The sequence below is a fragment of the Microbacterium sp. Yaish 1 genome, from assembly GCF_002245215.1.
Lineage (GTDB): Bacteria > Actinomycetota > Actinomycetes > Actinomycetales > Microbacteriaceae > Microbacterium.
The window spans coordinates 446,479-470,671 of sequence record NZ_NPMR01000001.1; the positions used below are offsets into that span (position 1 = coordinate 446,479).

At 70.4% G+C, this 24,193-nt stretch carries 20 protein-coding genes; 9 read left to right on the forward strand and 11 right to left on the reverse strand.

The features are described 5' to 3' along the window. Positions 1–34 precede the first annotated feature (34 nt). A complete protein-coding gene (locus CI089_RS02280; protein WP_094260076.1) occupies positions 35–1,096 on the forward strand; it encodes a M4 family metallopeptidase in 1,062 nt (353 codons plus the stop codon). Beyond that, on the forward strand, positions 1,080–1,433 hold the full coding sequence (locus CI089_RS02285; protein WP_094260077.1) for a protealysin inhibitor emfourin: 354 nt from the start codon (positions 1,080–1,082) through the stop codon (positions 1,431–1,433). The genes CI089_RS02280 and CI089_RS02285 overlap by 17 nt, the downstream gene beginning before the upstream one ends. Before the next feature lie 4 nt (positions 1,434–1,437). Here CI089_RS02285 and CI089_RS02290 read toward each other — a convergent pair whose 3' ends face one another. Then, a complete protein-coding gene (locus CI089_RS02290) occupies positions 1,438–2,064 on the reverse strand; it encodes a GNAT family N-acetyltransferase (RefSeq protein WP_094260078.1) in 627 nt (208 codons plus the stop codon). Positions 2,065–2,111: 47 nt separating this feature from the next. Beyond that, positions 2,112–2,810: a uracil-DNA glycosylase gene (locus CI089_RS02295; protein ID WP_094260079.1), complete on the reverse strand. Its 699-nt coding sequence runs from the start codon at positions 2,808–2,810 to the stop codon at positions 2,112–2,114. A gap of 39 nt (positions 2,811–2,849) precedes the next feature. On the opposite strand from CI089_RS02295, the gene CI089_RS02300 reads away from it, so the two are divergent. After that, positions 2,850–4,346 (forward strand): MFS transporter, encoded by a 1,497-nt coding sequence (locus CI089_RS02300; RefSeq protein WP_256977386.1) that lies wholly within the window; start codon positions 2,850–2,852, stop codon positions 4,344–4,346. Between the two features lie 14 nt (positions 4,347–4,360). Here the strand turns inward: CI089_RS02300 and CI089_RS02305 are convergent, their stop codons facing one another. Beyond that, a complete protein-coding gene (locus CI089_RS02305) occupies positions 4,361–5,146 on the reverse strand; it encodes an SDR family oxidoreductase (RefSeq protein ID WP_179223206.1) in 786 nt (261 codons plus the stop codon). 120 nt (positions 5,147–5,266) lie between these two features. On the opposite strand from CI089_RS02305, the gene CI089_RS02310 reads away from it, so the two are divergent. Next, positions 5,267–6,589, forward strand: a complete 1,323-nt coding sequence (locus tag CI089_RS02310) for a bifunctional o-acetylhomoserine/o-acetylserine sulfhydrylase (RefSeq protein ID WP_094260080.1) — start codon at positions 5,267–5,269, stop codon at positions 6,587–6,589. A 77-nt stretch (positions 6,590–6,666) separates the two neighbouring features. On the opposite strand, the gene CI089_RS02315 is transcribed toward CI089_RS02310, so the two are convergent. Further along, on the reverse strand, positions 6,667–7,698 hold the full coding sequence (locus CI089_RS02315) for a TerC family protein (protein WP_094260081.1): 1,032 nt from the start codon (positions 7,696–7,698) through the stop codon (positions 6,667–6,669). A 180-nt stretch (positions 7,699–7,878) separates the two neighbouring features. On the opposite strand from CI089_RS02315, the gene CI089_RS02320 reads away from it, so the two are divergent. Beyond that, the gene (locus CI089_RS02320) at positions 7,879–8,895 is read left to right on the forward strand and encodes a DUF2332 domain-containing protein (RefSeq protein ID WP_094260082.1); all 1,017 of its coding nucleotides are present in this window, start codon (positions 7,879–7,881) and stop codon (positions 8,893–8,895) included. Between the two features lie 46 nt (positions 8,896–8,941). Next, positions 8,942–10,144 carry a homoserine O-acetyltransferase MetX gene (gene metX / locus CI089_RS02325; protein WP_094260083.1) on the forward strand — a complete coding sequence of 401 codons (1,203 nt, stop codon included), beginning with the start codon at positions 8,942–8,944 and terminating at the stop codon, positions 10,142–10,144. 4 nt (positions 10,145–10,148) lie between these two features. Here the strand turns inward: metX and CI089_RS02330 are convergent, their stop codons facing one another. Genes CI089_RS02330 through CI089_RS02345 form a run of 4 tightly spaced genes read right to left on the reverse strand, consistent with a single transcriptional unit; the run spans position 10,149 to position 13,857 of the window. After that, complete coding sequence (locus CI089_RS02330) at positions 10,149–11,402, reverse strand: MFS transporter (protein WP_256977387.1); 1,254 nt, start codon at positions 11,400–11,402, stop codon at positions 10,149–10,151. Beyond that, the gene (locus tag CI089_RS02335) at positions 11,399–11,743 is read right to left on the reverse strand and encodes a thiamine-binding protein (RefSeq protein WP_094260084.1); all 345 of its coding nucleotides are present in this window, start codon (positions 11,741–11,743) and stop codon (positions 11,399–11,401) included. The genes CI089_RS02330 and CI089_RS02335 overlap by 4 nt, the downstream gene beginning before the upstream one ends. Positions 11,744–11,757: 14 nt before the next feature. Then, positions 11,758–12,963 (reverse strand): glycosyltransferase family 87 protein, encoded by a 1,206-nt coding sequence (locus tag CI089_RS02340; protein ID WP_256977388.1) that lies wholly within the window; start codon positions 12,961–12,963, stop codon positions 11,758–11,760. Positions 12,964–13,005: 42 nt separating this feature from the next. After that, complete coding sequence (locus CI089_RS02345; RefSeq protein WP_094260085.1) at positions 13,006–13,857, reverse strand: ADP-dependent NAD(P)H-hydrate dehydratase; 852 nt, start codon at positions 13,855–13,857, stop codon at positions 13,006–13,008. 35 nt (positions 13,858–13,892) lie between these two features. Here CI089_RS02345 and CI089_RS02350 point away from each other — a divergent pair, with 35 nt between their 5' ends. Further along, positions 13,893–14,960: an NADH:flavin oxidoreductase/NADH oxidase gene (locus tag CI089_RS02350; protein ID WP_094260086.1), complete on the forward strand. Its 1,068-nt coding sequence runs from the start codon at positions 13,893–13,895 to the stop codon at positions 14,958–14,960. Between the two features lie 21 nt (positions 14,961–14,981). Here the strand turns inward: CI089_RS02350 and CI089_RS02355 are convergent, their stop codons facing one another. Continuing rightward, the gene (locus tag CI089_RS02355) at positions 14,982–16,040 is read right to left on the reverse strand and encodes a hemolysin family protein (protein WP_094260087.1); all 1,059 of its coding nucleotides are present in this window, start codon (positions 16,038–16,040) and stop codon (positions 14,982–14,984) included. Then, positions 16,037–17,404 carry a hemolysin family protein gene (locus CI089_RS02360; protein WP_094260088.1) on the reverse strand — a complete coding sequence of 456 codons (1,368 nt, stop codon included), beginning with the start codon at positions 17,402–17,404 and terminating at the stop codon, positions 16,037–16,039. Before CI089_RS02360 ends, CI089_RS02355 begins: the two co-directional genes overlap by 4 nt. Before the next feature lie 292 nt (positions 17,405–17,696). Here CI089_RS02360 and CI089_RS16535 point away from each other — a divergent pair, with 292 nt between their 5' ends. After that, on the forward strand, positions 17,697–18,650 hold the full coding sequence (locus tag CI089_RS16535) for a hypothetical protein (protein ID WP_256977389.1): 954 nt from the start codon (positions 17,697–17,699) through the stop codon (positions 18,648–18,650). A gap of 123 nt (positions 18,651–18,773) precedes the next feature. Here CI089_RS16535 and CI089_RS02370 read toward each other — a convergent pair whose 3' ends face one another. Further along, positions 18,774–20,231 (reverse strand): GuaB1 family IMP dehydrogenase-related protein, encoded by a 1,458-nt coding sequence (locus tag CI089_RS02370; RefSeq protein ID WP_094260089.1) that lies wholly within the window; start codon positions 20,229–20,231, stop codon positions 18,774–18,776. Between the two features lie 210 nt (positions 20,232–20,441). Here CI089_RS02370 and CI089_RS02375 point away from each other — a divergent pair, with 210 nt between their 5' ends. After that, entirely contained in the window at positions 20,442–24,161 is a 3,720-nt protein-coding gene (locus tag CI089_RS02375; RefSeq protein ID WP_179223207.1) for a multifunctional oxoglutarate decarboxylase/oxoglutarate dehydrogenase thiamine pyrophosphate-binding subunit/dihydrolipoyllysine-residue succinyltransferase subunit, read from the forward strand. Positions 24,162–24,193 lie beyond the last annotated feature (32 nt).

Consider the following 24,193-nt stretch of genomic DNA (forward strand, 5'->3'; position numbering starts at 1 on the left):
GCCCGATGTCGGCGGCCGCCGCTAGCGTAAGGCCATGCGCGCGATCATCCCCCCGTACCTCCTCGCCCGCGTCGCCTCCGCCCGCGAGCCTCATCTCGCGCGTGCCGCGGTCGCCGCGCGGACGACCCTCGCCGCGCGTCCGTCCGATCTCTCCGGTCGATCGCAGCTGCGGCTCTCCGTCGAACCGGGCGGCACGCTCGTCGCCGAGCGCATCGCCGCCGCCGACCGAGCGGTGTCCGACGCGCAGGGCCGCGAAGAGCTCCCGGGCGTCCTCGTCCGTCGTGAGGACGATCCGCCCACGGGCGATCGTGCGGCGGACGAGGCGTTCGACGGACTCGGCGCGACGTTCTCGTTCTTCCTCGACGCCTACGGCCGCGATTCGATCGACGGTCGGGGTGGTGTGCTCGCCGCCACCGTCCATTACGGCGAGGCCTACGACAACGCGTTCTGGAACGGCGAGCGCATGGTTTTCGGCGACGGCGACGGCGAGGTGTTCACCGGATTCACCGGGTCGCTGACCGTCATCGCCCACGAGCTGGCTCACGGCGTCACCGAGTTCTCGGGAGGCCTGACCTACGCCGGCCAGTCCGGTGCTCTCAACGAGTCGCTGTCCGACGTCTTCGGCGCGCTCGCCGAACAGCACCATCTCGGCCAGAACGCCGAGCGGGCATCGTGGCTCATCGGTGCGGGCATCTTCACGGATGCCGTCCAGGGGCGCGCCCTCCGGTCCCTGGCCGAGCCCGGGTCGGCGTACGACGACGACGTGCTCGGCCGCGACCCGCAACCCGGACACATGCGGGACTACGTGGTGACGACCAGTGACAACGGCGGGGTCCACATCAACTCGGGCATCCCGAATCGGGCGTTCCACCTCGTCGCGACGCGGCTGGGCGGCTACGCCTGGGAACGCGCGGGACTCATCTGGTACCGCACGCTCACCTCGGGGGCACTCTCCCCCGACGCCGACTTCGCCGCCTTCGCCGCTGCCACGATCGACCAGGCCGTCGACGAGTACGGTGAGGAGACGGAGGAGGTCGCCGCCGTGCGTGCCGGATGGCAGGGCGTCGGCGTGCTGGAGGATGCCCGACACCCGTGACGACGGTTCCGCGGCCGAGCTGCGGATCGTTGTGGAGCGCAGCGGCGGTTTCGCCGGCCTGACGCGGACGTGGCGAATCGAGCCCACGCCGGCCGAACGCGAAGGCTGGCGCGAGCTGGTGCAGCGGTGTCCGTGGCAGGAGATCGACGCGTCGGCACCGGCCGGCAGAACCGGATCGAGCGGGGCCGACCGCTTCCACTGGCGGATCGTGGTCACCGACAGCGAGACGACGCGTCAGGCCGAGTTGAACGACGACCTCGTCGAACCGTGGCGTTCGCTCGTCGAGGCCGTCCGGACCGGACGCTCGGCGAAGCCGGGGGCCGTTGCCGAGGAGTGACGCCTCAGCCGGACTTCTGCGCGAAGAGTCCGCGCAGTCCCTTCTTCGGCTGCTCGAGCGACTTCTGCAGGTAGATCGTGCCCAGCCACCGGCCGAACTTGTGACCCACGCGCCCCATCCGGCCGACCTCGACGAACCCGAAACGCTCGTGCAGGGCGATCGATGCCTCCGCGCCCTTGTCGCTCACGACAGCGACGATCTCGCGGAGTCCGAGCTGCTGACAGGCCTCGATGAGGGCTTCGAGGAGCGCGCGTCCGAGGCCCTTCCCCGTCGCCGCCTGACCGAGGTAGATCGAGGTCTCGGCGGTGTAGCGGAATCCGGTCTTGCCGTTCCACGGCGATGCGAGGGCGTATCCGAGGATCTGCCCGGTCGGCGAGACCGCGACGAGGAACGGCAGCTTGAGCTTGGCGAGGTAGTCGTACTTCTCGCGCCACTGCGCGAGCGACCACTTCTTCTCGTCGAAGGTCACGACGGAGTTGGTCACGTAGTAGTTGTAGATCTCGCGGATGTCGGGGAGATCATCCGGGCGCGCCGGCCGGATCTCGTAGGAGAAGGGCCGCTCGGGTTCGGCCGGGCGACGCAGGTGCCGCGGAAGGCGTCGACGGTCGCGGTTGGAGTCCTCCTCGAGCATGCAGCAACTCTACGGGGCGCACGTTTCACGCCGATGACGACAGCCGGTCAGAGCGCCGGGATGCGCCAGTCGATCGGCTCGCCACCACGCTCGGCGAGCAGCTCGTTGGCGCGCGAGAACGGCCGCGACCCGAAGAAGCCGCGGCTCGCGGACAGCGGCGACGGATGCGGCGACGCGATGATCGCAGCATCGCCGAGGAGCGGCCGCAGGGTTGCGGCATCCTTCCCCCAGAGGATCGCGACGAGCGGACACCGGCGAGCCACGAGCGCCCGGATGGCGTGCTCGGTGACGCGCTCCCAGCCCCACCCCCGGTGCGAGGCGGGAGCGCCGGGGGCGACGGTCAGCACGCGGTTCAGCAGCAGAACGCCCTGATCGCTCCACGCGGACAGGTCGCCGTGCGGCACGGGGGCGATGCCGAGGTCCGATTCGAGCTCTCGGTAGATGTTCCCGAGGCTCCGGGGCAATGGCCGCACGTGGGCGTCGACCGCGAAGGAGAGTCCGATCGGATGTCCCGGGGTCGGGTAGGGATCCTGACCGACGATCAGGACGCGGACGTCGGCCATCGGCCGCTGGAACGCTCGCAGCACGCGGTCCCCCGCGGGCAGGTAGCCCCGGCCCGCGGCGGTCTCTGCACGCAGCCGGTCGCCGAGCGCGGCTATGTCGGCCGCGACGGGCTGCAGCGCCTCGGCCCAATCGGGTGCCACCAGTCCGTCGGCGGCCAGGTCGGTGAGGGAGCGCGGCGTCACTCTCCCAGGGTAGGCCGGTCGCGGCGGTATGCTCGCCCCGTGTCGACGACGCTGCGCACCTCCGCCTTGGGCGTCACCGCGGGTCTGATCGGGTGGTTCGTCCTGGTCGAGATCGTCAGCGGCATCCTGCAGGGCTACTACGTCCCGCTCTTCAGCGACATCGTCGCCGAGCTCGGGATCCACGACTCCGACGTGAACTGGTTCGAGGCGGCGCAGCTCCTGCTCTCAGCCCTCGTCGTGCCGGTGCTCGCGAAGCTCGGCGACATGTACGGGCACAAGCGGATCCTGCTCGTCGCGGCCGTCCTCACCGCCGCAGCGACCTGGTGGCTCGCGTTCGCGGCATCCTTCTGGACCTTCCTCATCGCGTGGGCGCTGCAGGGCTTCTACGTCGTCTGGCTCCCCCTCGAGATCGCCCTCATCTTCGAGCGCGGCAGACGGCAGAGCCGCGGGGTCTCGCTCACCCGCCGCGCGGCGGGGCTGCTGGTCGTGGGGCTCCAGGCGGGCGCCATCCTGGGGGCCCTCGCGGCCGGCCGGATCTACGCCGCCACGGCCGGCGACATGACCCTCACCCTCATCGTCCCCGCCGTGGCGGTATCGATCGTCGCCGTCGTCATCTGGCTCTGGGTGCCTGAGTCGAAGCCCGAGCCCGGCAAACGCAGCCTGGATTCGCGCGGCTTCATTCTCCTCGCCTTCGCCCTGCTGCTCGTCACCAGCGCGCTGACCTTCCTTCGCTTGAACGGCCCCTCGGCCTTCTGGGTGTGGGCGCTGCTCCTGGCGGGGATCGTCGGCTTCGTGGTGTTCGGCCGGTTCGAGCTGCGTCAGCCCGACCCCGCGGTCGATGTGCGGATGCTCGCGCGGCCGGAGATGTGGCCGGTGCAGGCCACCGCGTTCCTCGTCGGCATCAGTCTGCTCGGAGCCCAGGGCCCGCTGTCGACCTACGCGGGCACGGACCCCGCCCTCGGGTACGGTCTCGGGCTCGACGCCACCGACAGATCGAACATCATCGGGGTCTACCTGGTGTCGCTCATCGTGGGCGCCGTGCTGTTCGCGGTCACCTCGCGCCGGGCGAGTCCGCGGATCGTGCTCATCGTCGCGGCGCTGCTCGTCGGCGTCGGCTACGCGCTCTTCCTGCCGTTCCACCGAGAGCTGTGGCAGGTGCTGCTCAACCTCTGCATCGCGGGCCTGGGCTGCGGCGCGCTGGTCGGGGCCATGCCGGCGGCTGCCGCTGCCGCCGCCCCTCGCGGGCAGACCGGCGTGGCGTCGGCCATGACGAACACCACGAAGACCATCGGCGGAACGTTCTCGTCGGCGATCTTCGGCGTCGTCCTCGCCGCCGGAGCGGGCGTCGTCGCGAGCGAGACCGCTGCTTCCCTCGGCGGTTACCTCACGGTATGGGCGATCTGCGCCGCCGGCGGCTTCATCGCGGCGGTCCTGCTGTTCGTCGTGCCGCGCGTGGCGTTCGCCGACGCCGACGAAGCGCCGGCTGCGCGAGCCGGAGACGGGACGGGCGAGGCGGTCGCTCAGCCCCGCGGCTGAGCCGGGCCGGGCTCTCAGGCCTCGGTGGATCGAGGACGCAACGGTCCCCGCGCCAGCAGGTGCTGCGCGGACTGCGCGACGGGACGCATCGTCACCAGGTCGAGGTTCACGTGTCCCGGCGCGTTCAGCGCGTAGGAGACGACATCCGCCACATCTTCGGCGACGAGCGGCTGCTCGACGCCCTCGTACAGGCGGTCGGCCGCTTCCCGGTCGCCGCCGAGACGATTGAGCGTGAACTCCTCCGTGCGCACCATGCCGGGGGCGATCTCGACCACGCGGATGGGCTCGCCGTTCAGCTCGAGCCGGAGCGCGTGGACGAGCATCGACTCGCCCGCCTTCGCCGCGTTGTAGCCGGCTCCGCCCGGGTACGCCGCCTGAGCTGCGGTCGAGGTGACGTAGAGGGTGTCGGCATGGCCGGCGCCTGCTGCGACAGCGCGTCGCAGCAGCGGGAGCAGAGCCGCGGTCAGCCGCTGCGCCGACAGGACGTTCGCCTCGAACATCCACTGCCAGTCCTCGGGCGTACCGTCTTCGACGCGGTCGGTGCCGCGGGCCCCGCCCGCGACGTGCACGAGGGCGTGGACATCGCCGGAGGCGGCGAGGTGCTCGGTGAGTGCGACGACATCCGCCTCGCGGGTCAGATCCGCGGCGAATGAGGCGGAGCCGACCTCGGCGTCGAGGGCCTCGAGCCGCTCGGCCCGCCGGGCGACGCCGACGACCTCCCATCCCGATGCCCGCAGCGCGCGGACGACCGCCTCGCCGATTCCCGAACTCGCCCCGGTGACCACCGCACGTCGCGTCATCCCTCCACCGTAGCCGTCAGGTTACGCAGCGTGTCCCGCGCATTGTCGGGCACACCCGGTTTCCGTACGCTCGACCCAGGCCGGCGACCGTCGCCGCTTCCCGACCCGATGGAGCCACGCATGTCCGCATCCGAGAACTGGCGCTTCGAGACGAAGCAGATCCACACCGGAGCCGCACCGGACCCGGTCACCAAGGCACGCGCGACGCCGATCTACCAGACGACCTCGTACGTGTTCGACAACTCCGACCACGCCGCGAACCTGTTCTCGCTCGCGGAGTTCGGCAACATCTACACGCGCATCCAGAACCCCACGCAGGATGTCGTCGAGCAGCGCCTCGCCGCGCTCGAGGGCGGCACCGGCGCTCTCCTCGTCGCGTCGGGTCAGGCCGCCGAGACCTTCGCGATCCTCAACATCGCCGAAGCCGGAGACCACTTCGTCGCCTCGAGCTCGATCTACGGCGGCACCTACAACCTGTTCAAGTACACGCTCGCCAAGCTCGGCATCGAGGTCACGTTCGTCGAGAACCAGGACGACCTCGAGGAGTGGCGCCGCGCGGTGCGCCCCAACACCAAGCTGTTCTTCGCCGAGACGATCGGCAACCCGCAGATCAACGTCCTCGACATCCGCGGCGTCTCCGACGTCGCTCACGAGGCCGGCGTGCCGCTCATCGTCGACAACACGATCGCCACGCCCTACCTCATCCGTCCGTTCGAGCACGGCGCCGACATCGTCGTGCACTCCGCGACGAAGTTCCTCGGCGGCCACGGCACGGTCATCGGCGGCGTCATCGTCGACGGCGGCAGCTTCCCGTGGTCCGAGCACTCGGAGCGCTTCCCGGGGCTCACGACGCCCGACCCCTCGTACCACGGCGCCGTCTACACCCAGGCTGTCGGCGACGGCCTCGCCTACGTCATCAAGGCGCGCGTGCAGCTGCTGCGCGACCTCGGCGCGGCGATCTCGCCCCAGAGCGCATGGCTGCTCATCCAGGGCATCGAGACGCTCTCGCTGCGCATCGAGCGCCACGTGCAGAACGCGCAGGAGATCGCGGAGTGGCTCGAGAACCACGACGACATCGCGTCGGTGAACTACTCGGGGCTGCCGACCTCGCCGTGGTACGCCGCCGCCAACCGCTACGCGCCGAAGGGCGTCGGGGCGGTGCTGTCGTTCGAGCTGAAGGGCGGCGTCGCCGCGGGACGGGCGTTCGTCGACTCGTTGCAGCTGTTCAGCCACCTGGCGAACATCGGCGACGTGCGCTCGCTCGTCATCCACCCGGCGTCGACGACGCACTCGCAGCTGACTCCCGAGCAGCAGCTCACGACGGGCGTCACCCCCGGGCTCGTGCGACTGTCGGTCGGGCTGGAGAACATCGACGACCTCAAGGCCGACCTCGAGCAGGCCCTCGCGGCCGCGCGCAACGTCGCCGAAGCGGCGCGCGCCTGATCGTTCCTCCTCAGAACGACCGGATGCCCCGGCCCACCGTGAGCGGTGGGGCCGGGGCATCCGTCGTTCGCGGGGCGTCAGTCGGCGTCGGTGGCCGTCGTGATCTGCTCGCCCTGAACCTGCTCGCGGTCGTTCTTCGCCTTGTCGCCGCGCGTCTTGGCGAGGCTCGCGACGGTGGCGACCGCGACGGTGGCGGCGATGAACAGCAGCGAGAACCAGATCGGGATCTCGGGAACCCACAGCAGGGGCTCGCCGCCGTTGATGAAGGGCAGCTCATTGACGTGGAGGGCGTGGAAGACGAGCTTCACACCGATGAAGGCGAGGATGACCGCGAGGCCCTGCGCGAGGTAGACCAGACGCTCCAGCAGGCCGCCGATGAGGAAGAACAGCTGGCGCAGGCCCATCAGGGCGAAGGCGTTCGCCGTGAAGACGATGTAGGCCTCGTTGGTCAGACCGTAGATCGCGGGGATCGAGTCGACCGCGAAGACGAGGTCGATGAAGCCGATCGCGATGATCACCAGCAGCATCGGCGTGACGAAGCGCTTGCCGTCCTTCTGCACCGTGAGCTTGTCGCCGTTGTATTCGTTGCTCACCGGCAGGTGGCGGCGGACGAACGTCATGAACTTGCCGTTGGCCGGGTCGGAGTCGCCGTGCGAGAAGGCCTGACGGTAGGCGAGGAACAGCAGCAGCGCGCCGAAGATGTAGAAGATCCACGAGAAGTTGTCGATGAGGGCCGCGCCGATGGCGATGAACGCGCCGCGCATGATGAGCGCGATCACGATGCCGATCATGAGCACCTTCTGCTGGTACTTCTTGGGCACCGCGAAGCCCGTCATGATGATGAGGAAGACGAAGAGGTTGTCGATCGACAGCGCCTTCTCGGTCAGGTAGCCGGCGAAGTACTCGCCCGCGAACACCCAGCCCCAGCCCGGCACGAAGCCGATGACCACGCCGAAGATGAGCGCGAGGCCGATGTAGAACGCCGACCAGCGCGCCGATTCGGCGATCGTCGGCTCGTGCGGGGTGCGCACGTGCGCGAAGAACTCGTACACGAAGAAGGCGATGGTCACCGCGATGGTGATGATCCACACGAGCGGAGTGATGTCCACGAAGGCTCCAAGGGGTCGACAGTAGCGAACGGCCAGGTCTCCTTCATCCCCGGAGGGACCGGCGTCCCGGAATCCGACGTCGGATCCGTAATGACGAGAGCGCCGCAGGCGGAAGTACTCCCCTTGCTTCGCGGTATCTTACGCGACGATCGTGACGTTCAGCGCATCTACTCTGATCCGATGGACGCCGTCACCTCCCGCCGTTACCATGCGTTCGCCGACTGGGCCCGGGACAGTTCGCCGCTCTACGCCGAATGGGCCACCGGGATCGCCGGCGACGACGAGCTGACCGAGCTCATCGCCCGGCTCGGCGAGCGGCGGGGCCAGCCGAACCTCGTCTTCGCGGCCGCGCGCTGGGCCGGCTGCGGGCTCGAGCCGTTCGCCGACTGGCGCGAACGCCTGGTCTCGGCGTGGGACGAGGTCGCCGCCATCACCGCCGAGCGCCGCACGCAGACCAACGAGGTCGGACGCTGCGCGACCCTCCTGCCTCCCCTCTCCCGCATCGACGGCCCGATCGCCCTGCTCGAGACCGGCACAGCCGCGGGCCTCTGCCTCTACCCCGACCGGTACGCGTACGAGTACTCGTCGCCCGGCGGCGAGCCGCTGCCGGCGATCGTCCCTGAGAGGCCGGATGCCGCCCGGCGCCCGCTGCTGCGCTGCCGGATCGACGATCCCGACGCCGCGCCCGGCTCCCTCCCCGACGTCGTCTGGCGCACCGGCATCGACCTCGCGCCGATCGACGTATGGGACGCCGACGCCGTCGCCTGGCTCGAGACGCTCATCTGGCCCGGCCGCGTCCACGACGAGCGCGTCGAACGGCTGCGCACCGCCGTCGACGTGGCCCGGGCCGATCCGCCGCGCATCGTTCCCGGCGACATCCTCGACCTCCTTCCCGAGGTCGCAGCCGAGAGCCCGCCCGAGGCGACGCTCGTGGTCTTCCACAGCGCGGTGCTCCTGTACCTCGACGCCGACGAACGACGTCGCTTCGCCGACCTCGTCAGCACCCTCGGGCAACGGGTGAACCGCCGCGTCGTCTGGATCTCGAACGAGACGGCGGGCACCCTTCCCGAGATCGACGGACGGATGCCGCGTCGCGTCGACACCACCGGCCGCTTCGTGCAGACGGTCGACGGGGTGCCCGTCGCGCTCGCAGGCCAGCACGGCGCGACCTATGAGGTGTCGCCGTTCCGGCCGTGACGTAACACGCGAGCAGCGCGCGCCCGCACCCGGGAGAATGGCTGGCATGGACTGGCAGACCTCCGAGGACACGGTGCCGAGCGCGCCGATCACGGAGGCCGATGCGCGCCTGCTGCGCGGACGCCCGCCCGCCACGGGGGCCTGGCGCGACGGCGACCCCGTCGGACATCGGAGCTTCGGCGCGTTCGGTCCGCTCATCACCGAGAGCGGCGAGCAGCTGCCGAGCTTCCGCCTCGCCTACGAGACGTGGGGCGAGCTCTCACCCGAACGCGACAACGCGGTGCTCGTGCTGCACGCCCTCACCGGCGACAGCCACCTGCGCGGCGAGGCGGGCCCGGGTCATCCGACGGCCGGCTGGTGGGAGGACATCGTCGGTCCGGGTCTGGCCATCGACACCGACCGCTGGTTCGTGGTCGCCCCGAACATGCTGGGCGGGTGCCAGGGCTCGACGGGCCCCTCGTCGATCTCGTCCGACGGCTACGAATGGGCGGCTCGGTTCCCCTACCTCACGATCCGCGATCAGGTCGCCGCGCAGGTCCGGCTGGCCGACGCCCTCGGGATCGAGGTGTGGGCCGCGGTCGTCGGCGGATCGATGGGCGGCATGCACGCGCTCGAATGGGGTGTCGGGCACCCCGAGCGCTTGGAGCGACTCGCGATCCTCGCCGCCCCGCCCGTCAACACCGCCGACCAGATCGCGCTGAACTCCGTGCAGCTCGAGGCCATCCGCATCGACCCGCGGTTCCAGGACGGCGAGTACTACGACGCGGCCGACGGCGACGGCCCGCACCGCGGCCTCGCACTCGCGCGCCGCATGGCTCTGCTCAACTACCGCAGTCCGACGGAGCTGAACCTGCGCTTCCAGCGCACGTGGCAGTCGGGCAAGAGCCCGCTCGGCCTCGGCGGACGCTTCGCGGTGGAGAGCTACCTCGACTTCCACGGCAACAAGTTCACGCGACGCTTCGACGCGAACAGCTACATCACGCTCGTCGAGGCGATGAACTCGCACGACGTCGGTCGTGATCGCGGCGGGATCGAAGACGCGCTGGCACGCGTCACCGCGCGCACCCTCGTACTGGGCATCGACTCGGACCGACTGTTCCCCGTCGAGGGACAGCACCGCATCGCCCGCGGCATCCGATCGACGATCGACGAGGCAGCGGTGGTGATCTCGAGCGACTTCGGGCACGACGCATTCCTCATCGAGACACCGACCGTCGGCGCCCACCTGCGGCGACTGCTCGAGGGCTGACGCCTCAGCGCGTCGGTGCGGGCGCGTCGGAGGGCTGTGCGCGGGACGACGTCCGCCGCGCACGAGCCTCGACGGCGAAGCTCGCACACGCGACCCCGAATCCGGCGAGAGCGAGGACGACCCCCACCCACACCGGCGCGACGTACCCGAGCCCGGCGGCGATGACGGCCCCACCGAGCGCCGCGCCCAGCGCGTTGCCCATGTTGAGGGCCGAGTGGTTCAGCGCCGCCGCGATGGACTGGTTGTCGCCCGCGACGTCCATCAGGCGCGTCTGGATCGTCGGACTCAGCGCCGCGGAGAAGAACCCCACGAGGAAGACGAACAGGCCCACGGTCACGATCCAGCCGGCCGTCAGGGCGAGCAGCGTCTGGATCGCCGCGAGCGCGAGGAGACCGCCCAGAAGGCTCTGCCGCAGGTCACGGTCGGCGAGCCGGCCGCCGACGAGATTGCCGATCGTCATGCCGACTCCGGCCACGACGAGCACGATCGGCACCGCCCACTGCGGCGAGCCGGCCGCCTCGGTGACGAGGGTCGCGACGTAGCTGTACACCGCGAAGAAGCCGCCGAAGCCGATCGCACCGATGCCGAGGGCGAACCACACCTGGCCGATGCCGAAGACTCGCAGCTCGGCGCGCAGGGTGCGCGACGGCTCCCCCGCGTGACGCGGGACGGTCAGAGCGATCGCCACCGTGGCCAGCGCGAAGATCGCCGCGACCACGAGGAACGCGGCACGCCATCCGAACTGCTGGCCGAGGAAGGTACCGAGCGGAACGCCCACGACGTTGGCGATGGTCAGGCCCGTCAGCACGAACGCCACGCCCTGAGCACGCTTGCCCGGACCCAGGACGTCGGCGGCGACGAGCGCGCCGATGCCGAAGTACGCGCCGTGCGGCAGGGCCGCGAGGAACCGGGATGCCGCGACGAGCTCGAACGTCGGCAGCACGAGCGTCAGCGCGTTGCCGAGGGTGAGGGCGAGCGCGAGGAAGACCATGACCCGGTGCCGCGGGTACTTCGCCACGACTCCTGCGATGGTCGGAGCCCCCACGACGACGCCGGCGGCATAGAGCGTGATGAGCCACCCCGCCTGGGCGATCGCGGCTTCCGGATCGCTCGCGTAGACGGCGGGCAGCAGCTCGCCGGCGATCTCGGGCAGGAGTCCCATGACGACGAACTCCGTCATCCCGATGCCGAAGCTGCCGATGGCCAGCGAGAGCAGGGCCCGGCGGGCGGTCGGGCGGGAGATGGCGGACGTCGTCACTCCGGGAGCGTAGCGCCGCCCTCCCCCTCGTGTCGAATCGATTCGAGCGCGCCCTCCAGGCGCTCGATCTTGCCGTCGAGCTCGCCGCTGTAGCCCGGCCGGATATCGGCCTTGAGCACGAGCGATACGCGCGACCCGAACGGGAGCACCGCCTCGGTGGCCCGCTTGACGACATCCATCACGTCGTCCCACTCCCCCTCGACCTCGGTGAACATCGAGGTGGTGCGGTGCGGCAGGCCGGATGCCCGCACGACGGCCACGGCTGCGGCGACGGCATCGTGCACCGAGCCGTCGGGATTGCTGCCGGTGCCGCTGGGGGCGACGGAGAAAGCGATGAGCATGATGGACCTCCGGTTCAGGCGGGGACGGACGAAAGCGTTCGGACGGGAACGCGGGCGAGGCGCACCACCATCCAGACACCGAGGACGACGAGGAGGGCGTTGCGCACGGTGAGGATGCCGACGCCCAGGGGATGCGCCACGAGGACCTCGCCGTAGAACACCGGGTAGACCAGCTGCGTGAGCGCGCTGAGCACGAGCACGAGGATCGCCGGCCGCACCCAGGCGCGGCGGGAGACGACGAGCCCGAGCACGACGGGAGGGACGAGCCAGCACAGGTACTGCGGCGACCCGACCTTGTTCAGCACGATGAACACCGTGACGATCGCGAGCGCCGCCACGGGCAGAAGATCCTTCACCGCGGCGCCACGACGCACCTTGAGCGCGGCGACGACCGCCACGGCGCCGACGCCGATCATGAGGATCGGAGTCATGGCCGCGATGACCGGATCGATCTCGGTGCCGGTCACCTGGAACGTCAGGATCTCCGTCGAGTAGTAGACGAAGAAGCCCGGGATGCCGAGCATCTGCCCCCACAGGTAGAACATGCTCACGGGCGCCTCAACCTGCAGTCCGCGCCCGGTCTGGTCGCCGATGAACCCCAGGGCGTGCTCGAGGCCGCCGGCGGCGACGATGGCCGCGAGCGTCGCGACCGAGACGACGAGCCCGGCACCGACGAGCGCCCACCGCTGCCGGAGGGCGATGACCGCGGCGGCGATGATCGCCGCCGGCCACACCTTGATCCACGTCGCCACCGCCAGCAGCATGCCGGCCAGCCACGGCCGTCCGCGGAGCCACAGGCACCCCATGACGGCGAGCGCGACGGTCACGGCGTCGAGCCGGTAGAGGCCGACCGGGCCGAGGAGCAGGATGGCGGCGAGCCAGAACCACGCCGCCGTCACGCGTCCGCGCGACCGCGCGCGCCCCACGAGAAGTGCGAAAGCGAGGGCGTCCAGCGCCGTGACGAAGATCGCCCAGCCGACCGTGTAACCGGCGATCCAGGCGAACCCGTGGGCCAGGACGAGCGGGATGAGCGCGAGCTGGGGATAGACCCAGTCATCGTCGATCCCGACGATGCCCTCACCGGAGAGCGCCCGCTGCGACCAGGGTTCGTAGACGAGGTAGACATCCCCCATCGGCTGGTTCGGCAGCACGAACCCGAGCACCGAGACGACGAAGTGGACGAGCGCGAACGCGACCCACAGCGTTCCCCGTCTCGACACCGTCACATCCTACGGTGAGCCCATCGCAGCCCGCCGGCGGCGTCAGCGGGCGGCGGGGTCGCCGCCGGAGAGCAGCACGTCGATCACGGCCGGTACGGCCTCGGCGACGTCCAGCGCCGTGATGGGGCCGGGACCGGCACCGCGGCCGGCATGCCCGTGGATGTAGGCCGCCGCGGCGGCCAGCGGTGCCAGGGTCGCAGCATCCAGATCGTGCTGCGCGCCCCGGGCCGCCACGACCGCGCCCAGGATGCCGCCGAGCACATCTCCCGTGCCGGCGGTGGCGAGCCATCCGGTTCCGGCCCGGACGACGGTGCACCATCCGTCGGGAGCCGCGACGACGGTCTCGGCGCCCTTGAGCAGCACGGCGATGCCCGCCGCAGCCGCGGTCTCGCGGGCGGCCGAGATGCGGTCGGTCAGTGACGTCGGTGCCACCTCGTCGAGGCCGAGCAGTCCGCGCAGGCGCGCGTGCTCGCTCTGGTGAGGTGTGACCACGAGCGGGGCGGTCGCATCGGGGACCATGTCGAGGGCCCCGGCGTCGACGACGACGGGGAGGTCGCCCTGGAGGAGCTCGCCGAGGCGTGCGGTCTCGGCGGCGGGCCGGGTCGCGGCATCCGTCCCCGATCCGATCAGCCACGCCTGCACGCGTCCGGGCGCGGTCACGGTCTCGGGTCGGCGCTGCAGCACGAGGTCGGCGGGACGCTCGGGGCCCAGGTAGCGGACCATCCCGATGCCGGTCCGCCACGCGGCCTCGACACCGAGCACGGCGGCACCGGGATACTCCTGCGATCCGGTTCGCACACCGAGCACCCCGCGGGAATACTTGTGGTCGTCGGCAGTTGGCTTGCGCAGGAGCGCGACCGTGTCGCGCGCATCCCATTCGTGGATCTCGACCATGGCGCCACCCTATCGGCGCCCCGAAGGAGCCCGGCGTGAGCCAGCTGTTCAGCCCCCTGACCATCCGAACCGTCCAGGTGCGCAACCGCCTCTGGGTCGCCCCCATGTGCCAGTATTCGGCGCAGGACGGCATCCCGAACGACTGGCATCACGTCCACCTCGCGCAGTTCGCCTCGGGCGGCGCCGGACTCGTCATGGCCGAGGCCACCGCGGTCGTGCCCGAGGGGCGCATCACCCCGGAAGACACCGGCATCTGGAACGACGCGCAGCGCGACGCCTGGCGCCCGATCGTGACGGCGATCCACGACCGCGGCGCGGTGGCCGCGATCCAGCTCGCGCACGCGGGTCGCAAGGCGTCGACGTACTCGCCGTTCGCCGCCGAGCGCGGATCGGTGCCCGAAGCGGACGGCGGCTGGCAGACGCTCGCCCCTTCGGCTGTCGCCTTCGACGGCTACGCCCGTCCCGACGAGCTCGACCCCGCCGAGATCGACGCCCTCGTGGCCGCGTTCGCCGACGGAGCGCGCCGTTCGCTCGAGGCCGGCTTCGACATACTCGAGATCCACGCCGCGCACGGATATCTGCTGCACGAGTTCCTCTCGCCGCTGTCGAACCAGCGCACCGACGAGTACGGCGGCTCGCTCGAGAACCGCGCGCGGCTCCTGTTGCGCATCGTCGAGGCGGTCCGTGCCGCGGCACCCGAGGCTCCGCTGTTCGTGCGCTTCTCGGCGACCGACTGGGCCGAGGGCGGCTGGGATGTCGCCGACACCGCGACGGTCTCGGCCTGGGCTCACGAGCGAGGCGCCGACCTCGTCGACGTCTCGAGCGGCGGCCTCGTCGCCCACCAGCGCATCACGACGGGGCCCGGCTACCAGGTGCCGTTCGCTCGCGAGATCCGCAAGACGACCGGCCTGCCCGTCAGCGCGGTCGGCGAGATCACGACGGGGACCCAGGCCGAGGAGATCCTCTCCGCCGGAGACGCCGACGCGATCATGGCCGGCCGCGAGTGGCTGCGCGATCCGCACTTCGGGCTCCGCGCGGCCGACGAGTTGGGCGAGGACGCCGCGATCTGGCCGCCGCAGTACGTCCGCGCACGGCGCCGCTGAGTTCGCGTCATCCTTCCGGGCTCAGGCCCAGCGAGGTGCGCGGCGCGTGGCGTCGTGCACCTCGCCGATGAGCTCCTCGATGATGTCCTCGAGGAACAGCACCGCGGTCGTCCGCCCCTCGGCATCCCGAACCTGCGCGAGGTGGCGGCTCGACCGGCGCATCAGGGCCAGTGCGTCCTCGAGGTCGGTCGTCTCGGCGACGGGCACCATGAGGTGGATGCGCTTGGACTTGATCGGCCGCGACGCCGCTCCGTCGGCATCCTCCGCCTCGCGCAGCACGTCCTTCAGGTGCACGTAGCCGACGGGCTGGTCGGCGTCATCGACGATGACGTAGCGCGAGAAGCCGTGGCGCGCGACGGCACGCTCGACGTCCTCGGGGGTCGCTGTCTCGGGCAGCGTGACCAGCTCGCTGAACGGCACGGCGACATCCGCCGCCTTCTTGTCGGTGAACTCCACGACGGCTGCGACCGTTCCCGACGCATCGTCGAGCACGCCTTCGATACGGGATGTCGCGACGATGGTGGCGACTTCGTCGAGCGTGTAGGTCGAGGTCGCCTCGTCCTTCGGCTCGACCCGGAACAGGCGCACCGCGTGGTTCGCGATCCAGTTCAAGGCGACGATGATCGGGTAGAAGAGCCGTGAGACCCACCGCAGCGGCGTCGCGAGCAGCAGCACGGCACGGTCGGGCAGCGAGAACGCCAGGTTCTTCGGAACCATCTCGCCGAACACGACGTGCAGGTACGACACGACGATGAGGGCCACGGCGAAGGCGACGACGTCGACGACGGCCTCGCCCCACCCGGTGAGCCCGAGCGGCACGGCCAGCAGGTGATGGATCGCCGGCTCGGAGACATTGAGGATCACCAGCGAACAGATCGTGATGCCCAGCTGACACGTCGCGAGCATGAGGGTCGCGTGCTCCATCGCCCACAGCGCCGTCTTCGCCGAGCGCGACCCCTTGTCGGCGAGCGGCTCGATCTGCGAGCGGCGCGCCGAGATGACGGCGAACTCGCTTGCGACGAAGAACGCGTTGAAGGCCAGCAGCACGACGAGCCAGGCCAGTCCCGCCCAGTCGTTCATCGACGATCACCGTCCTCGCGGCGCGGGGCCGGTCGCATCGGCTCGACCGCGGACTCGGTCGGCGCTTCCTCGGGCACCGGGGTGGGCTCGAAACGCACGCGGTCGACCCGCCTGCCGTCCATCCGCTGCACGGTGAGCGTGCCGTCTTCGATCTCGACGGTGTCGCCGACGACCGGGATCCGCTCGAGCACGCTCATGACGAAACCGCCGACGGTGTCGTAGACGTCACCCTCGGGAACCCGGATGCCGGTGCGGTCGAGTACTTCGTCGGGACGCAGCTCCGCGGGGAAGACGATGCCGCCGGCGACTCTGAGCACCCCGGCGCGGTTGCGATCATGCTCGTCGAGCACCTCGCCGACGATCTCCTCCACGAGATCCTCGAGCGTCACGACACCGGCCGTTCCGCCGTACTCATCCACGACGATCGCCATCTGGTAGCCCCGGGCGCGCAGTTCGCCGAGCACGGCGTCGAGGTGCACGGCCTCGGGCACCCGCAGCGGCTCCTCCGCGATGGCCGCGGCGGGGACGTCCGCGCGGCGCTCGCGCGGGACGCTGACCGCCTGCTTGACGTGGACGATGCCGGTGATGTCGTCCATCGAGTCGCCGAACACCGGGAACCGGCTGTGGCCCGTACGCCGCGCGAGCTGGATGACGTCCTCGACGCTGTCGCCCGCCGCAACCGCATGCAGGCTCGGGCGCGGCGTCATCACGTCGGCGGTCGTCAGCCGGGCGAAGGTGAGCGAACGGTCCAGCAGCGAGGCGGTGTCCTTCTCGAGGACGCCCGCACTCGCCGACCGGCGCACGAGGCTCGACAGCTCCTCCGCCGAACGGGCACCCGACAACTCCTCCTTGGGCTCGACGCCCATCGAGCGGAGCACGCCGTTCGCGCTGCCGTTGAGCACCGTGACCGCCGGCCGGAACACGGTCGTGAAAAGGGTCTGGAAGGGGATGACGAGCTTCGCCGTCTGCCGCGGGATCGCCAGGGCGAAGTTCTTCGGGACGAGCTCGCCGAGGATCATCGAGAAGATCGTCGCGATCGAGACACCGACGACCGCGGCGACGGGGCGCGACACGGTCTCGGGCCAGCCCCACGCCTCGAAGACCGGTGACAGCAGGTTCGAGATCGCCGGTTCCATCGTGTAACCGGTGAGCAGCGTCGTCAGGGTGATGCCCAGCTGCGCGCTCGACAGGTGCGTCGAGGTGATCCGCAGCGCCGCGATCGTCATCGACAGGCGCGATTCACCTGCCGCCTGGCGCGCCTCGAGATCAGCTCGATCGAGGTTGACGAGCGCGAACTCGCTCGCGACGAACAGACCGGTGCCGACGGTCAGCAGGAGCCCCACGCCCAGCATGACGAAATCCATCAGGCGTCACCCCCGATCGGTCGGGGTCGGCGGGGCGAGGGTCGGCAACTGGGAGGGTCGTCCATCGTGCGCCCGATCTTACGCCTGTCGGTTGTGCCCCGGGGCGGCATCCGCTTCGCTCTCCCTCAGCTCGCGTGGGTCGCACTTCCGAGCATCGGGCGTGGTTTGAGCCGCGCATGATCCCGCGAAGTGCGCGAGACATCGGCTCCTCCCCCGGACCTGAAGGGATGCCGGAGTGCACAGACACGGATGCGGGCGCGCGGCGCCTCCGAGCCCGGGGCAGGCTCCCCGCATGAGCTGGATGATTCGACCACCGTTGGATGTCGTCGTCCGGCGACGCGAGGCTGATGAGGCCACGGCTCGGCTGCTCGATCGGGCACGCCGAACCGGCGCCGCGACTCCCATCGCACGTGGGGCGTACGCCGCGTCCGAGGCCTGGGCAAGGCTGAACCCGCGGGATGCCCACGCGCAACGTGTGTGGGAGGCTGCGGCTCGCCTGCGACCCGGCGCGGTCTTCTCGCATTACGCGGCCGCTGCTGTGCTCGGCATCGATCTGATCGGCTCGTGGCCGCGGTCGATCGACGTGACCACGGGTACCTCTGCGGGCTCGTCCGGCGTCATCCGCCGCCACCATCGCGCCCTGGAGGCCGACGAGGTGATGCCGTGGGGCGATCATTTCCTCACGACACCCGCGCGCACGGTCGTCGATCTCGCCTCGATCCTGCCCTTCGTCGGCGGTGTGGTCGCCGCTGACCAGGCCCTTTGGCAGCGGCGGCCGAGCGGTGCGCTGTGCTCCCGACACGAGCTCGAGGCCGCAGCATCCCGATACGGAGGTCGCACCCACGCTCGGGTCGCGGCCGTGGCTGCGTTCGCCACCGACCTCTCCGACAGCGTTCGCGAATCGGAGAGCCGCGTTCTCATCGAGCGGCTGGGCTTTCCCGTACCGACCCTGCAGCAACGTTTCGTCCTGCCCGACGGACGCCATGCGTTCGCCGACTTCTGGTGGCCCGACCACGACCACATCGGCGAGTTCGACGGCACCGGAAAGTACCTCGATCCGCGGATACGGCGGGGCCGCACGCCCGAGCAGGCGCTGATCGCCGAGAAGGATCGGGGCGACGCACTCCGACGCCAGGTGCGAGCGCTCTCACGATGGCGGACCCCGCACCTCCGGAGCCCGCGGCTGCTCTACGACATCCTGCGCGCCGACGGCCTTCCCGCGACCCGCCCTCGCCCCGGGCGCTGACCCGCGCCGCAGCCCACCCCGCCTCACCCATCGGGCGCACTTTCTGTCTTCGCCCGCAGGAGAAACTGCGAGTTATCCGGCGAACTGCGCCTTAAGCACAGCAGTCGCCGGCGGCGGCGAGCCCTACCAGCTGACGGGGAGCGCCTTGCCCTCTTCGTAGCCGGCGGCCGACTGAAGACCGACCGTCGCGCGCTCGTGGAACTCCGCGACCGTCGCGGCTCCCGCGTAGGTGAACGACGAGCGCACGCCCGAGGTGATCATGTCGAGCAGATCCTCGACGCCCGGGCGCAGCGGGTCGAGGTAGATGCGCGACGACGAGATGCCCTCGGCGAACAGCTCCTTGCGGGCTCGCTCGTAGGCGTCGAGGCGTCCGAACCGGCCGACGACGGCTTTCGTGGAGGCCATGCCCCACGATTCCTTGAACGCGCGCCCCTCCTCGTCGAGCTGCACCTCGCCGGGCGACTCGATCGTGCCGGCGAACCACGAGCCGATCATGACGGATGCTGCTCCCGCGGCGAGCGCCAGCGCCACGTCTCGGGGATAGCGGACTCCCCCGTCGGCCCAGACGTGGGCCCCGCGCTCCGCCGCAGCCTGCGCGGTCTCGAGGACGGCGGAGAACTGCGGCCGCCCGACAGCCGTCATCATGCGCGTCGTGCACATCGCCCCGGGCCCGACGCCGACCTTGAGGATCGTGGCTCCCGCCTCGACGAGGTCGGCGACGCCGTCGGCCGTGACGATGTTGCCCGCGACGATCGGCAGGCCGAGGTCGAGCGCCGCGACCTCGCGCAGTGCGCGCAGCATCCCCTCCTGGTGCCCGTGGGCAGTGTCGACCACGAGCACGTCCACGCCCGCGGCGGCGAGCGCCTCTGCCTTGGCCGCCGCGTTGCCGTTGATCCCGATCGCCGCCGCGACGATGAGACGCCCGTCGCCGTCGACGGCGGGGCGGTAGATCGCGGTGCGCAGTGCGCTGCGGCGCGACAGCGTGCCCACGAGTGCTCCCTGGTGGAGCATCGCGACGACGGGGACGTCGGCCGCGTCGATGAGGTCGAAGGCGGCGCGAGGATCGGAGACGTCGTCGGCATCGATCGCGGTGGCGCGCCCGCGAACGAGGTCGCCCAGGCGGGCGTCCGGCAGCGCGGTGGCGAGGCGGGCGGCGGGGACGATCCCGGTGATGTCGTCGATGCGCAGCGTCGGAGCCGACGGGTCCGCGACGACGATCCCGTGCCCGTCCAGCGCGGGAAGGATGCGGGATGCCTCGGCGACCGTGGCATCCGGTGAGAGCACGATCGGAGTGTCCCAGGCGACCGGCTGGTCCTTGACCCAGCGGATGGCGGCGTCGAGGTCCTGCAGCGGCATGTCCTGCGGCAGGACGCCGAGTCCGCCCCGGCGCGCGAGCGTGGCGGCCAGGCGGGGACCGGTGACGGAGTTCATGTTCGCCGACACGATCGGCAGCGTGGCGGTGGTGCCGTCGCCGGGAGCGAGGTCGACGTCGAGCCGACTCGTGATCGCCGATCGGCGGGGCACGAGGAAGACGTCGGAGTACGTCAGGTCGACCGTGGGCTCAGCACCGGAGAAACGCATGCTCCATACGCTACGCCGCCGACCCGACAGACAGCCGGGCGTGGGCCGGGGCGGCCGAGGCCGATCGTCCCGGGGCTCGATCACGATGCGATACCACGGGCGCCGTCGCGGCATCCGGTCCGTTGATCTGGGCTACCCTAGGAGACTGTGCGCGGCGGCGGACCACCGCCGTGAGAACTGATCTTCACCGATGAAAGCAGGCGATCTGCCGTGTCCAGCCAGGCGACCGGAATCGGAACCTCGAACGACGGAGAGTTCGGGGCGAACGAATGGCTCGTCGCGGAACTGTACGAACAGTTCCGCGAAGACAAGAACTCGGTGGACAAGGAGTGGTGGCCGACGCTCGAGGCCTACGCGGCTCACGTGAACGGCGGCGCCTCCCGACCCGCCGGGTCCGCACCGGCGCAGCCCACCGGTGCCGCTCCCGCACAATCCGCCCCCGCGCAGCCCGCCGCGGCCTCGCACCCCGTGACGGCGCCCGTGCCGACGGTGGGATCGCAGCCGGTCGCCCGCACGACGGCCCGTCCTGCCGCCGCCCAGCCGGTGCCCGCGCAGGCTCCCACGACTCCCGCCGCCGAGGTCGAGCAGCGCGAGGATGTCGTCACCCCGCTGCGCGGCATGCCGAAGACGCTCGCGGCCAACATGGACGACTCGCTCACGGTCCCCACCGCGACGAGTGTGCGCACGATCCCCGCGAAGCTGATGATCGACAACCGCATCGTCATCAACAACCACATGGCGCGCACCCGCGGCGGGAAGATCAGCTTCACCCACCTCATCGGCTGGGCGCTGATCCAGGCGCTCAAGGCTTTCCCGAGCCAGAACGTCTCCTACGCCGAGGTCGACGGCAAGCCGTCCGTCATCGCGCACGCGCACGTCGGTCTCGGCATCGCGATCGACCTCCCCAAGCCCGACGGCACCCGCGCGCTCATGGTGCCGAGCATCAAGCGCGCCGAGTCGCTCAGCTTCGGCGAGTACCTGGCCGCCTACGAAGACCTCGTCAGCCGTGCTCGCAAGAACAAGCTGACCGCGGCCGACTTCCAGGGCACCACGATCTCGCTGACCAACCCCGGCGGCATCGGGACGGTGCACTCGGTTCCGCGGCTCATGCGCGGCCAGGGCAGCATCATCGGCGCGGGCGCCCTCGACTACCCCGCCGAGTTCCAGGGCTCGAGCGAGAAGACGCTCGTCAACCTCGGCATCGGCAAGACGATCACGCTGACCAGCACGTACGACCACCGCGTCATCCAGGGTGCCGGCTCGGGTGAGTTCCTCAAGACCGTCCACGAGCTGCTGATCGGCAAGAACGGCTTCTACGACGAGATCTTCGCCGCGCTGCGCATCCCCTACGCGCCCATCCAGTGGTCGACCGACATCAACGTCGACCTCGCCGAGCGCGTCGACAAGACCGCTCGCGTGCAGGAGCTCATCAACTCCTACCGCGTGCGGGGCCACCTCATGGCCGACATCGACCCGCTCGAGTACCGCCAGCGCACGCACCCCGACCTCGAGATCGAGCAGCATGGGCTGACCTTCTGGGACCTCGACCGCGAGTTCGTCACCGGCGGGTTCGGCAGCAAGCGCGTCATGAAGCTCCGTGAGATCCTGGGCGTCCTGCGCGACTCGTACTGCCGCACGATCGGCATCGAATACATGCACATCCAGGACCCCGAGCAGCGCAAGTGGTTCCAGGACAACGTCGAGGTCAAGTACCAGAAGCCCGGTCACGACGAGCAGCTGCGCATCCTCGGCAAGCTCAACCAGGCCGAAGCGTTCGAGACGTTCCTGCAGACCAAGTACGTCGGTCAGAAGCGCTTCAGCCTCGAAGGCGGCGAGTCGCTCATCCCGCTGCTCGACGAGATCCTCCAGGGCGCGGCGCGCACCGGGCTCGAAGGAGCCGCGATCGGCATGGCCCACCGCGGCCGCCTCAACGTCCTGACGAACATCGCCGGCAAGACGTACGGACAGGTCTTCCGCGAGTTCGAGGGCTCCGTCGCGATCGGGTCGAAGAGCGGCTCGGGCGACGTCAAGTACCACCTCGGCACCGAGGGCACCTTCGTCGGCGACGAGGGCGACGAGCTGCCGGTGTATCTCGCCGCGAACCCGTCGCACCTCGAGACCGTCGACGGCGTCCTCGAGGGCATCGTCCGCGCCAAGCAGGACCGCGGGCCGATCGGGTCGTTCTCGTGGCTCCCGATCCTCGTGCACGGCGACGCGGCGTTCGCCGGCCAGGGCGTCGTCGTCGAGACCCTGCAGATGTCGCAGCTGCGGGGCTACCGCACCGGCGGCACCGTCCACGTCGTGGTCAACAACCAGGTCGGCTTCACGACGCTCCCTCTCGACGCCCGCAGCTCGGTGTACGCGACCGACGTGGCGAAGACCATCCAGGCGCCGATCTTCCATGTCAACGGCGACGACCCCGAGGCCGTCGTCCACGTCGCCCAGCTGGCGTTCCGCTACCGCCAGGAGTTCAAGCGCGACGTCGTGATCGACCTCGTCTGCTACCGCCGCCGCGGTCACAACGAGGGCGACGACCCCTCGATGACCCAGCCCCTCATGACGAACCTCATCGAGGCGAAGCGATCCGTCCGCCGGCTCTACACCGAGTCGCTCGTCGGACGCGGCGACATCACCGAGGAGGAGTACGAGCAGGCCAAGCGCGACTTCCAGGATCGCCTCGAGGTCGCCTTCGCCGAGACGCACGCCGCCGAGACCGGCGCCTCCGGCCCGGTGGGACTGTCGGGCCCGATCGACCAGGCCGTCGGCGCCCCCGAGACGACGGGTGTCGGCGAAGACGTCATCCGGCAGATCGGCGACGCGTTCGTCAACGCCCCCGAGAACTTCACCGTTCACGGCAAGCTCAAGCAGCTGCTCGACAAGCGCCACGACATGAGCCGCAACGGCAACATCGACTGGGCGATGGGTGAGCTCTTCGCGTTCGGATCGCTGCTGATGGAGGGCACCAACGTCCGCCTCGCCGGACAGGATGCGCGTCGCGGCACATTCGTGCAGCGCCACGCTGTCCTGCACGACCGTGCGAACGGCCAGGAGTGGCTCCCGCTCGCGAACCTGTCCGAGAACCAAGGCCGCTTCTACGTCTACGACTCGCTCCTGAGCGAGTACGCGGCTATGGCGTTCGAGTACGGCTACTCGGTCGAGCGCGCGGATTCGCTCGTGCTGTGGGAGGCGCAGTTCGGCGACTTCGCCAACGGCGCGCAGTCGGTCATCGACGAGTTCATCTCCTCGGCCGAGCAGAAGTGGGCACAGCAGTCGGGCGTCGTCCTGCTGCTCCCCCACGGCTACGAGGGCCAGGGACCGGACCACTCGTCCGCTCGCATCGAGCGCTACCTGCAGATGTGCGCGCAGGACAACATGACGGTCGCTCGCCCCTCGACGCCGGCGTCGTACTTCCACCTCCTGCGCCGGCAGGCGTACGCACGTCCGCGCCGGCCGCTCGTCGTCTTCACCCCGAAGGCGATGCTGCGCCTGCGCGGCGCCACGAGCCCCGTCGAGGACTTCCAGAAGGGCAAGTTCGAGCCCGTGATCGACGACACCGCGATCTCCGACAAGAGCGCGGTGAAGCGTGTGCTGCTGCACTCGGGCAAGATCCACTGGGACCTGAAGTCCGAGCTCGACAAGAAGCCGAACCCCGCCATCGCCCTGGTGCGTCTCGAGCAGTTCTACCCCGCGCCGATCGACGAGCTGAAGGCGGTCCTCGCGGGCTACCCGAACGCCGAGGTCGTGTGGGTTCAGGACGAGCCCGAGAACCAGGGAGCGTGGCCCTTCATCGCACTCGAGGCCGCCGCGAAGCTCGACGGCCGCGCGGTGCGCGGCATCACCCGGCCCGCAGCGGCATCGACGGCGACCGGTTCGCCCAAGGTGCACGCGGTCGAGCAGGCCAAGCTCATCGAGCAGGCGCTCACCCTCTGACTCAGGGGTTGACGAAAGGGGCGGACGTGCGA

Coding starts and splice junctions, on each gene's coding strand:
- CI089_RS02280 (WP_094260076.1), top strand. CDS start 35: ATGCGCGCGATCATCCCCCCGTACCTCCTCGCCCGCGTCGCCTCCGCC.
- CI089_RS02285 (WP_094260077.1), top strand. CDS start 1,080: ATGCCCGACACCCGTGACGACGGTTCCGCGGCCGAGCTGCGGATCGTT.
- CI089_RS02290 (WP_094260078.1), bottom strand. CDS start 2,064: ATGCTCGAGGAGGACTCCAACCGCGACCGTCGACGCCTTCCGCGGCAC.
- CI089_RS02305 (WP_179223206.1), bottom strand. CDS start 5,146: ATGACGCGACGTGCGGTGGTCACCGGGGCGAGTTCGGGAATCGGCGAG.
- CI089_RS02310 (WP_094260080.1), top strand. CDS start 5,267: ATGTCCGCATCCGAGAACTGGCGCTTCGAGACGAAGCAGATCCACACC.
- CI089_RS02320 (WP_094260082.1), top strand. CDS start 7,879: ATGGACGCCGTCACCTCCCGCCGTTACCATGCGTTCGCCGACTGGGCC.
- metX (WP_094260083.1), top strand. CDS start 8,942: ATGGACTGGCAGACCTCCGAGGACACGGTGCCGAGCGCGCCGATCACG.
- CI089_RS02335 (WP_094260084.1), bottom strand. CDS start 11,743: ATGCTCATCGCTTTCTCCGTCGCCCCCAGCGGCACCGGCAGCAATCCC.
- CI089_RS02345 (WP_094260085.1), bottom strand. CDS start 13,857: ATGGTCGAGATCCACGAATGGGATGCGCGCGACACGGTCGCGCTCCTG.
- CI089_RS02355 (WP_094260087.1), bottom strand. CDS start 16,040: ATGAACGACTGGGCGGGACTGGCCTGGCTCGTCGTGCTGCTGGCCTTC.
- CI089_RS02360 (WP_094260088.1), bottom strand. CDS start 17,404: ATGGATTTCGTCATGCTGGGCGTGGGGCTCCTGCTGACCGTCGGCACC.
- CI089_RS16535 (WP_256977389.1), top strand. CDS start 17,697: ATGAGCTGGATGATTCGACCACCGTTGGATGTCGTCGTCCGGCGACGC.
- CI089_RS02370 (WP_094260089.1), bottom strand. CDS start 20,231: ATGCGTTTCTCCGGTGCTGAGCCCACGGTCGACCTGACGTACTCCGAC.